Raw genomic sequence first — 10038 nt, forward strand, 5'->3', positions numbered from 1 at the left:
CGCCGCATCAACTGATCAATTTGAAAACTCTGTCGTATCGAAGGTAAGCGAAGTTATGACCAAAACTAATAAATCGACCCCGGCCGCCAACCAAGACATCCCTCTCATCAGCGAAGATCAAATTCGCGCCATGAGCGAAGATGACTACATGAATCCGGCACAACTGGCATTCTTCAAGGCGCGCCTGCAGCAGCTTGAAAAAGACCTGCTGAAAAACGCCGGCGAAACCACGGAACACTTGCGTGAAACCGTGCTCGTACCGGACCCTGCCGACCGCGCCACCATCGAGGAAGAGCATGCGCTGGAACTGCGCACGCGCGACCGCGAGCGCAAATTGCTGAAGAAAGTGCAGCAATCAATCGCCAGCATCGACGCCGGCGACTATGGCTGGTGTGAAGAAACGGGCGAGCCTATCGGCATCCCGCGCCTGATCGCCCGTCCGACCGCCACCCTGTCGCTGGAAGCCCAGCAACGGCGCGAACTGAAGCAAAAGCTCTACGGCGACTGATCGCCATGCCCCTTGCGGGGCCGCCCCGGCGGCCCCGCGATGGCGAAAAAAAAGCATGCAACCTTCGGTTGCGTGCTTTTTTTTCGTCCCGCGCCGACTAGACTGAAGCAAGCACGGCAGCGGCAAGTCCCGCTTGCAATTGCCTTTTCCATCCCCACTTTTGAACCATGGGCGCGCAATCGCATGGCCTTGCACGCATCGGCACGAATCTTTTGAGGTCACTATGGAACAATTTCACGGCACCACCATCCTCTGCGTCCGGCGCGGCAAGCAAGTCGCCCTGGGCGGCGACGGCCAGGTAACGCTCGGCAACATCGTCATGAAGGGCACGGCCCGCAAAGTGCGTAAGTTGTATCAGGGCAAGGTCCTGGTCGGCTTTGCCGGCGGCACCGCCGACGCTTTTACCCTGCTCGACCGGTTTGAAGGCAAGCTGGAAAAACACCAGGGCAATCTGTTGCGCGCCTCCGTCGAACTGGCCAAGGACTGGCGCACCGACCGCGTGCTGCGCCGCCTGGAAGCGATGCTGCTGGTGGCCGACAGCGAGTCGACCCTGGTCATCACGGGCAATGGCGACGTGCTGGAACCGGAAGACGGCATCGGCGCCATCGGCTCGGGCGGCACCTACGCCCAGTCCGCCGCCAAGGCGCTGCAGGAAAACACGGACTTGTCGCCGGCCGACGTGGTCAAGAAATCGCTGACCATCGCCGCCGAGCTCTGCATTTATACGAACATGTCGCACATCATCGAGACGCTCGACTAAGCGCGCCCCGAGCACAGAATAGAAAGCCAACTATGATCATGAACATGACCCCGTCGGAAATCGTTACCGAACTCGACAAGCACGTGGTGGGCCAGGCCAAGGCCAAGCGCGCCGTCGCCATCGCCCTGCGCAACCGCTGGCGCCGCCAGCAGGTGGCCGAACCCCTGCGCCATGAAATCACGCCCAAGAACATCCTCATGATCGGCCCCACGGGCGTCGGCAAGACGGAAATCGCGCGCCGCCTGGCCAAGCTGGCCGAGGCGCCGTTCATCAAGATCGAAGCGACCAAATTTACGGAAGTCGGTTATGTGGGCCGCGACGTCGACACCATCATCCGCGACCTGATCGACATCGGCATCAAGCAGACGCGCGCGCTGGAAATGAAGAAAGTGCGCGCACGCGCCGAAGATGCGGCCGAAGACCGCGTCATCGACATCCTAGTGCCGCCGGCGCGCGACTTCGGCTTCACGCCGAATACGCCAGCGGCCGTGGACACGGGCAGCGGCGACAGCACGCGCCAGACCTTCCGCAAGCGCCTGCGCCAGGGCGAGCTCGATGACAAGGAAATCGAAATCGAGCTGGCCGAGGCGGGCCCGCAGATGGAAATCATGGCGCCGCCGGGCATGGAAGAAATGACGGAACAGATCAAGTCCATGTTCTCGGGCGTGGGCGCGCAGCGCAAGAAGGCGCGCAAGGTCAAGATCAAGGAAGCCTTGAAACTGCTGGTCGAGGAAGAAGCGGCCAAGCTGCTCAACGAAGATGAACTGAAACAGAAGGCCATCCAGAACGTCGAGCAGAACGGCATCGTCTTCCTCGATGAAATCGACAAGATCGCCTCGCGCTCGGAGTCCGGCGGCGCCGACGTTTCACGCGCCGGCGTGCAGCGCGACCTGCTGCCGCTGGTCGAGGGCACGACCGTCAACACCAAGTACGGCATGATACGCACGGACCACATCCTGTTCATCGCCTCGGGCGCCTTCCACCTGTCGAAACCGTCGGACCTGATCCCGGAACTGCAGGGGCGCTTCCCCATCCGCGTGGAGCTGGAATCGCTGTCGATCTCGGACTTCGAGCGCATCTTGACGAGCACCGACGCCTGCCTGACGATGCAGTACGAAGCGTTGCTGGCGACGGAAAACCTGAAACTGCAGTTCGCGCCGGAAGGTATCACGCGCCTGGCGGAAATCGCCTATTCGGTTAACGAGCGCACGGAAAACATCGGCGCGCGCCGCCTGCACACGGTGATGGAAAAACTGCTGGAAGAAGTGTCGTTTACGGCCAGCGAAGGCAGCAGCAGCACGGAAAACCTGCTGGTGATCGATGCCGCGTATGTCAACGAACGCCTGGAAGCGCTGTCGGTCAACGAGGACCTGTCGCGCTACGTGCTGTAAGAAGGAAGGGGGAAACCGATGGCAAACAAGGCATTGGCGACGCGGCAGAAAATGCAGTTCCGCGTCGAACCCTCGCAAAAACCGCGCAACCCGGTCGCCACTGCAGCCCTGCAGCGCGCCGCCGGGGCGCACGTAAGAACCGTGTCAGGCCAGCGCCAGCAGGAAAAACGCCTGCTGGCGAAACTGCTGTTGAAAGTAGAAACGGACAAATAGGCCGCCCGCGGACACCCCCTTCTGGGGGCGTCCGCCATCAGGCCACTCTCTGCCGCAGCAGCATCCCCTTAGAAGCGGTAGGACGCGCCCAGCGAAAACATGTCGACCTTGGTCGTTTGCTTGCTGTTGTACTTGACGGGCACGCGGTCCCAGTCGAGGTGCAGCGACCAGTTCTTGTTCAGCGCATACGCCGCGCCAAGGCCGTAGGTCAGGCCGATCTTGCTCTTCTTTTCCGAACCGCCGCCCAGATAATCGACCTTGCCCTGCGTGTAGGCCGCGCCGGCGCGGCCACTCAGTGTAAACGCGTCAAACTGGTAACCGAGCACGCCCTGCATGCCGAGGCCCGTGAACTTGCCGCGGCCAGCGCGCTTGCCCGCGTCCGTGTCGAAGCCGGACTTGACCTCGCCGCCCATATACCCCACCAGCTCAATCGAAGGCAGGGCCACGCCGCCCTGAAACGGCAACGCGTCGAAACTGTAACCCAGGTAGGCCTTGCCATTGCGCTTGCTGCTTTTGTCGCAATCGCTTTGTCCGGCGATGCAATCGAGGCCCGTGCTGGCGCGAAAGCCATAGCTGGCGCCCGCATAGAAGGGACTTGGTGCAGGTTCGGCTGCGGTGGCATGCAGGGGAGCGATGGTGGCCAGCGCCAGCAGCGCTGCGGGGAAACGGAAAGATGGGAACATGGATAACCTCTACAAGTGGATGGATTGCCTGGTTGTAGCGCGCTGCGCGAGCCACAAGCGGGAGTGTCATCTCTTTTGCCGAAAAGTACTATCAGCTTGTGCAAAGTGCCATTAACGGCTACATTCGGTACCGTTACCCGCTACCAAACTTGTAAAAAAGGATATCCCGTGAGTTCACCTGAACTGGTTTTGCGCGTGCTGCGCACCCAACTGCGCGCCGCCGGCATCACGTACAAGGTACTGGCCGAACGCATCGGCATGAGCGAGTCGAGCGTCAAGCGCATGTTTGGCCAGCACGACATGTCGCTGTCGCGCCTGGCCCTGATCTGCAAGGCCTCGGGCATCGCCATGGAAGACGTGCTGCGCGGCGCGGCCGACATCACGCCGCATGCCGACACGCTCACCCTGGTGCAGGAAAAGTCGCTGGTGGCGCATCCGCGCCTGCTGCTGGTGGCGATCTGCTGCCTCGGTCACTGGAGCCTGGAGCAGGTGGTGGAAACGTATGCGCTGACGCAGGCAGAATGCATCGGCTGCCTGGCCGAACTGGACCGCCTGGGCTTAATTGAACTCAAGCCGCTGAACCGCTACAGCCTGCGCGTCTCGAACGCCTTCCACTGGCTGGCCGACGGCCCGGTACAGCAGTACTTCCGCGAACACGTGGTGGCCGATTATTTCAGCGGGCATTTCGACGGCGCCGGCGAAACCCTGATGTGCATCCCGGCGCGCCTGTCGCTGTCGAGTGCGCAGGAACTGGTGCAAAAGATCCGCCAGCTGGCCGAGGAACTGGCGCGCCTGCACCAGAACGACCGGCGCCTGGCGCCCGCCGAGCGCGATGGCTTTACCCTGCTGCTGGGCTTTCGCTCATGGGAATTTGCCGCCTTCACGGCCCTGCGCCGCAGCACGGCGTCCACCGCTCCCGCGGCGCCCTACCAGACCGGCCCCAGGAACAGATAAAGCGTGCTCTCGCCCCCCTTCGACGCGCCCGACGCCATGTACACGGGACCGAAGCGCGTATCGACGGAGATGAAGGCGCTGCTGGCCTGCGTGAACTTGGTGGATTTCCAGCGCTCGCTCTGGTCGAAGCCGCCGCCCATTTCCAGCGAAAAGCCGGCCCGCACGGCGCCGCCCAGGGTGCTGGGCAGGGAACCGATACGGCGCGCCATCACGAAGCGCGCCAGGGCCACGCTGCGCCCCGTCACCGATTCGAACTGCGTGCCTGACAGGCGCAGGAAGCCGCCCAGGCTGAGCGGCGCCTCGCCGCGCTGCGCGCGCGCCCATTCGCCATACACGTGACCGGCCCAGTTGCCGCTGCCAAAGGCCTTCATGCCCGTGATGGCGGAGCGCCCCAGGCCCGTCTCGCCCGACCCGGTGGTCGAGGAGCGCGTCCAGGTGGCGTCGAACAGCACGCCGCGCGTGGGGAAACCGGGCGAATCGAGCGTATCGACGCGGAACTGGACGAACTGGTTGGTGCCCAGCGCCCGCTCCTTGGGGTAGGTCGGGTCGGCGGGGATGCTGACGTCCGCCTTGACTTCACTGCGCGTGATGCCGAACTGCAGATCGCCCCAGAAACCGAACTGGCGCCCCAGCACCAGGCTGGCGGCCTGGCCGCTGTAGGCGACGCGCGCATTGCGCCGTCCCTTGTCGAACAGGTCGACCGCCTGGGAAGTGTACTGCAGCGACGGCGCGATATACCACGGGTTGCCGGCGCCGAGCGGCTGCCAGTACTGCACCCCGAAATTGCGCGCGGTGCCGATCTGCACCATGCTGCGCAATTCGCCGCCCCAGCTGTTCAGATTCGAGCGCACGTGCAGCAGCTTCAGGGCAAAGGTATTGCTGTCCCTGAAATCGCTGGCCATTTCCAGGCCCACGCGCAGGCGGTTGCTGGCCCATGGCGCTTCGACGGCCTTGATATTGACCGTGCGCTGGTCGCCCGCGTCGACCACTTCCGTCTCCACGCGCGCCACGTCGCCGCGGCCATACAGCTTGGCCGCAGCCTTGAGCACGTCCTCCTGGCTGACCGACTGCCCTTCCTCCAGGCCCGATTGCGCCTGCAGGATGCGCGGATTGATATCGCCTTCGCTCTCTACGGCCAGGCGCGTGAGCGGCAGGGCCACGTCCAGCAGGGCCGGCGCCGCCAGGCGCAGCTGCTCGCGCGCCGCATACTGCTCCGGCGGCAGGGCCAGCGGCGCCAGGCGGGCGGCCAAGGCCTGCGCCGCCTGTTCGCCGGCGCGCATGGCGCGCGCATAGTTTTCAAAATCGAGGAAACTGACACCCGTCAGGTCGGGCGCCACCAGGATATCCTGCGGCTGCAGCTCCTTGAGCGAGCGCTGCACGTTCTGCTCCGTGAGGATTTGCAGCATCTGCTGCGCCACGCCGATGGCGCTGCCCAGCTCTTTTTCCGGCGCCAGCGGCGTGCCCACGTTGACGGCGATGATGATGTCGGCGCCCATGGCGCGCGCCATGTCGACGGGCAGGTTGCGCACCAGGCCCCCATCGACCACCAGCCGGTTATTCACGCGCACGGGGGCAAACACGCCCGGCACGGCCAGCGAGGCGCGCATCGACAGGAACAAAGGCGTGTCGACCAGTTCCACCAGCTCGCCATTGACCAGGTCCGACGCCACCGAGCGGAACGGCAGCGGCAGCTGGCTGGCGGGACGGTCGCGCATGCCGGCCGGCAGCAGCCGGTTCAAGGCCATTTCCAGCGCCGCATTGCTGGCCGCCGCCGGCGGCGTGGAAATGCCGTTGCGGCTGGCGCCAAACTCGATGCGCGACGGCAGCAATAAATCTTCCTCGCGGCGGCGGAACGCCAGTTCGTCGCGCGGCGGCCGGTCGGCCACCACGCGCGCCCAGTTGGTCTCGCGCGCCATCTTTTCCAGGTCCGCCACGGAAGCGCCGGCCGCATACGCGCCGCCCACCACGCCGCCCATACTGGTGCCAACCACCATGTCGATCGGCACATGCAGCTCCTGCAGCACTTTCAATACGCCGATATGCGCGAGGCCCCGCGCGCCGCCGCCCGACAACACGAGGGCGATGCGCGGACGCGCCGGTACGGGCGCCGGAACGGCCACGGTGGAAACGGGGAAAGGTGTGGCGGCGGGAACGTCGGCTGCGGCGCCGGCTTGCGGCAAGGCGCACAGCGCCGCCACGCAGCCCGCCAGGACGGCACGGATCGAAAACATGAGGACTCCTGTCGCGATGGCGGCACGGCGCCATCGGCAAAATACGATAAGAACGGCGTTAATTCGACGGCGGCGTGCTGCTGGTCACTTGCGGCGCCGCCGGCATGATGGTGGCCGGACGCTGCTGCTCCATCGGCAGCGGCGGCGGCACCAGGTTCGATGCCGGCGCCGGCGCCGCTGCAGGCGTTGGGGTGGCGGACACTGGTCCCGGCAAGGCCAGCGCCTTGTCGTCGGCCACCAGGTCGATGCGCTTGCTCACGCCGCCATCGCGCAGCAGCACATGGCGCGCATGCACTTCCAGCACCGTCACGCCGGGCACCACCTCGGCGCCCTCCGGCAAGGCCACGGACGGCTTGCCATCGGTCGAGATGATGGCCACGCTGCCGCGGCCATTGCCGGCGGCGACCACGCCCTTGAGCTGGTAGTTGCTGGCCGTGGCCACGCTGACCTGGCCGCCGAACAGCGAGGCGCCCGCCTCCACGCTGGCATCCTGCACCACCGGCACGGCGGGCGGATTGATGGGGCGCTGCGGCGCCTTGAACAGCTGCATGGCCCAATAGGCCAGCGACACGGACAGCGCCACGACGGCGAGCAAACTTGTAAATTGAGGCAAACGCTTCATGGCTTCCTTGGGTTTCTTATCTGACGAGCTGATTGATTTCGATAATCGGCATCAGCACGGCCAGCACGATCAGCAGCACCACCACGCCCATGGCCAGGATCAGGGCCGGCTCCAGCAAGCCGGCGATGGTCAGCGTGCGGCGTTCCAGGTCCTGCTCCTGAGCGCTGGCCGCGCGTTCCAGCATGGCCGGCAACTCGCCCGTGATTTCACCGGCGCGTATCATGTGGATCAGCATCGGCGGAAAGTGCTTTTGCGCCGACAGCGCGCGCGCCAGGCTGACGCCCTCGCGCACGGCGCCGCTGGCGTCAGTCACCAGCTCCTGCATCGCCACGTTGGTAAGCGTGTCACGGCTCGTGTCGAGCGCGCGCAGGATCGGCACGCCGGACCCCGTGGTGATGGCCAGGGTGCTGGCAAAGCGCGCCGTGTTCAGGCTGCGCTCGAACTTGCCGTACAAGGGGGCCGTCAGCAGCCAGGTGTGCCAGCGCCGTTTCAGGGCCGGCTGCTGCAGCGCGCGGCGCCAGGCGAACCAGGCGCCGGCCAGGATCACGGCCACGATGAGGCCATAGTTGCGCACGAAGTCCGACAGCGCCAGCATGATCACGGTGAGCATGGGCAGCTTCTGCTTGGTATTGGCGAAAACAGAGACGATCTGCGGCACCACGTAGGTAAGCAGGAAAATTACGATGGAAAACGCCACCACGGTGACGATGGCCGGATACGTAAACGCCAGCTTGACCTTCTGCACCAGCGCATTGCGCCGCTCGATATAGTCGGCCAGGCGCGAGAGCACGCGCGACAAGTGGCCGATCTGCTCGCCCGACGCCACCAGCGCCCGATAGATCTCGGCGAAGTCGCGCGGATGGCGCGCCAGCACGTCGGAAAACGCGGCGCCGCCGATCACTTCCGAACGGATCGAGGCGATCAGGTCGCGCAGATAGGGCCGCTCGGCCTGTTCCAGCAGCGCGGAAAACGCCTGCTCCAGCGGCAGGCCCGCCTCGAGCAAACTGGCCAGCTGGCGTGTAAACAGGGCCAGCTCGGTGCTGGACAAACGCTCGCCGAAGCCGCGCCGCTTGGTCACGCCGGCGGCGTCCACCTGCGCGGCGATCGGTTCGACGGCCAGCGGCACCAGGCCTTGCACGCGCAGCTCGGCGCGCGCGGAACGGGGACTGTCGGCATTGAGCACGCCCTTGCGGGTGGCGCCTTGCGCGTCGACGGCTTCATAGCGGAATGCGGGCATGGTGGCGGGCCTAGTCTTTGGTCACGCGCAGCAATTCTGCCTGCGTGGTGGTGCCGTCGCGCAGCCAGCGCTCGCCGTCGTCGCGCATGCTCAGCATGCCGTCCTGCAGGGCCACCGTGCGCACTTCCGCTTCCGACGCGCGGTTGTGGATCTGCGCGCGTATCTGCTCCGTCGTGCGCAGCAGCTCGTACACGCCCACGCGGCCCTGGTAGCCTGTCTGGCCGCAATGCTCGCAGCCGACCGCCTGCCAGTATTGCCCGTCGAAGGTCTTGCAGGAGCCGCACAATTTGCGCACCAGGCGCTGCGCCAGCACGCCCAGGAGCGATGACGACAGCAGGAACGGTTCGATGCCCATGTCGAGCAAGCGCGTGACGGCCGCCGAAGCGTCGTTCGTGTGCAGGGTTGCCAGCACCAGATGGCCCGTCAGGGACGCCTGCACGGCGATCTGCGCCGTTTCCAGGTCGCGGATCTCGCCGATCATGATCACGTCCGGGTCCTGCCGCAGAATCGCCCGCAGCGCCTTGGCAAAGGTCATGTCGATGCGCGGGTTGACCTGCGTCTGGCCCACGCCCGCCAGGTCGTACTCGATCGGGTCTTCCACCGTCAGGATGTTCGTTGTCGTCGCGTTGAGCATCGACAGCGCCGCGTACAAGGTGGTGGTCTTGCCCGAACCCGTCGGGCCCGTGACGAGCACGATGCCGTGCGGCTGCGTGATCAGGCCATCGAACTGCGCCAGCATGGGCGCGCTCATGCCCAGGTGCTGCAGGTCGAGGCGGCCCGCTTCCTTGTCCAGCAAACGCAATACGGCCCGCTCGCCATGCCCCGTGGGCAGGGTCGAGACGCGCACGTCGACGGGTTTGCCGCCCACGCGCAGGGTGATGCGGCCGTCCTGCGGCAAGCGTTTTTCGGCGATGTCGAGCTGCGCCATGATCTTGATACGCGAAATCAGCGAGCCGTGAATGGCTTTACGGGGGCGCACGACGTCGCGCAGGCTGCCGTCGATGCGGAAACGCACGACGGACGTTTGCTCGAACGGCTCGATGTGGATATCGGACGCGCCTTCGCGCAGCGCCTGCGTGAGCAGCGCGTTGATCATGCGGATGACGGGCGCGTCGTCGGACGATTCGAGCAGATCCTCGATGGCCGGCACGTCCTGCAGCAGCTTGGTCAGATCGAGGTCGGCGTCAAATTCATCGGCCATCTGCGAGGCGTCGCCGCCGCCGCCCGCATAGGCGCCGGCAATGGCCGCATCGAGTTCGCCGCGCGGCAGCACCGTCAGCTGGATCTGGCCGAAACGGCGCGACACTTCGGCGATTGCCGCCGGCGCCGTCGATGCGGCCACCAGCACCTCGACGGGAGCGCCATCGATGGCGCCGGGCCGGGCCAGCAAGCCGAAATCGCGCGCATAGGCGTAGGGAAGCAGATTACTCATGGCACCC

10 protein-coding genes are annotated in these 10038 nt (G+C 65.4%); 5 read left to right on the top strand and 5 right to left on the bottom strand.

Annotation, left to right across the window (positions count from 1 at the left end; genetic code table 11):
• Positions 1-55: 55 nt before the first annotated feature.
• The 4 genes from dksA to GYK42_RS00915 all read left to right on the top strand — a co-directional run bounded on the left by dksA (position 56) and on the right by GYK42_RS00915 (position 2872).
• Positions 56-508, top strand: coding sequence for an RNA polymerase-binding protein DksA (gene dksA, locus GYK42_RS00900; RefSeq protein ID WP_034753066.1), 453 nt, complete (start codon positions 56-58; stop codon positions 506-508).
• A gap of 223 nt (positions 509-731) precedes the next feature.
• Complete coding sequence (hslV, locus tag GYK42_RS00905; protein ID WP_034753065.1) at positions 732-1268, top strand: ATP-dependent protease subunit HslV; 537 nt, start codon at positions 732-734, stop codon at positions 1266-1268.
• A gap of 38 nt (positions 1269-1306) precedes the next feature.
• On the top strand, positions 1307-2659 hold the full coding sequence (hslU, locus tag GYK42_RS00910; RefSeq protein ID WP_166445978.1) for an ATP-dependent protease ATPase subunit HslU: 1353 nt from the start codon (positions 1307-1309) through the stop codon (positions 2657-2659).
• Positions 2660-2677: 18 nt separating this feature from the next.
• On the top strand, positions 2678-2872 hold the full coding sequence (locus GYK42_RS00915) for a hypothetical protein (protein WP_166445979.1): 195 nt from the start codon (positions 2678-2680) through the stop codon (positions 2870-2872).
• 68 nt (positions 2873-2940) lie between these two features.
• Here GYK42_RS00915 and GYK42_RS00920 read toward each other — a convergent pair whose 3' ends face one another.
• Positions 2941-3555 carry an outer membrane protein gene (locus GYK42_RS00920; protein ID WP_166445980.1) on the bottom strand — a complete coding sequence of 205 codons (615 nt, stop codon included), beginning with the start codon at positions 3553-3555 and terminating at the stop codon, positions 2941-2943.
• A gap of 168 nt (positions 3556-3723) precedes the next feature.
• Between GYK42_RS00920 and GYK42_RS00925 the strand changes: the two genes are divergently transcribed.
• On the top strand, positions 3724-4509 hold the full coding sequence (locus GYK42_RS00925) for a helix-turn-helix domain-containing protein (RefSeq protein WP_223278964.1): 786 nt from the start codon (positions 3724-3726) through the stop codon (positions 4507-4509).
• Here the strand turns inward: GYK42_RS00925 and GYK42_RS00930 are convergent.
• From GYK42_RS00930 to gspE, 4 genes are read right to left on the bottom strand one after another with little or no spacing between them, the layout of a single operon-like run.
• Entirely contained in the window at positions 4482-6740 is a 2259-nt protein-coding gene (locus tag GYK42_RS00930; protein ID WP_166445981.1) for a patatin-like phospholipase family protein, read from the bottom strand. The two genes, GYK42_RS00925 and GYK42_RS00930, sit on opposite strands and share 28 nt — an antisense overlap.
• Positions 6741-6798: 58 nt before the next feature.
• Positions 6799-7362 (bottom strand): type II secretion system protein N, encoded by a 564-nt coding sequence (locus tag GYK42_RS00935; protein WP_082127514.1) that lies wholly within the window; start codon positions 7360-7362, stop codon positions 6799-6801.
• Positions 7363-7378: 16 nt separating this feature from the next.
• Positions 7379-8599 carry a type II secretion system inner membrane protein GspF gene (gspF, locus tag GYK42_RS00940; protein WP_046682006.1) on the bottom strand — a complete coding sequence of 407 codons (1221 nt, stop codon included), beginning with the start codon at positions 8597-8599 and terminating at the stop codon, positions 7379-7381.
• A 10-nt stretch (positions 8600-8609) separates the two neighbouring features.
• Entirely contained in the window at positions 8610-10031 is a 1422-nt protein-coding gene (gspE, locus tag GYK42_RS00945; RefSeq protein ID WP_100428779.1) for a type II secretion system ATPase GspE, read from the bottom strand.
• Positions 10032-10038 lie beyond the last annotated feature (7 nt).

This window comes from Janthinobacterium lividum (assembly GCF_011601275.1).
In the GTDB taxonomy this organism is placed as follows: Bacteria; Pseudomonadota; Gammaproteobacteria; order Burkholderiales; family Burkholderiaceae_D; genus Janthinobacterium; species Janthinobacterium lividum_E.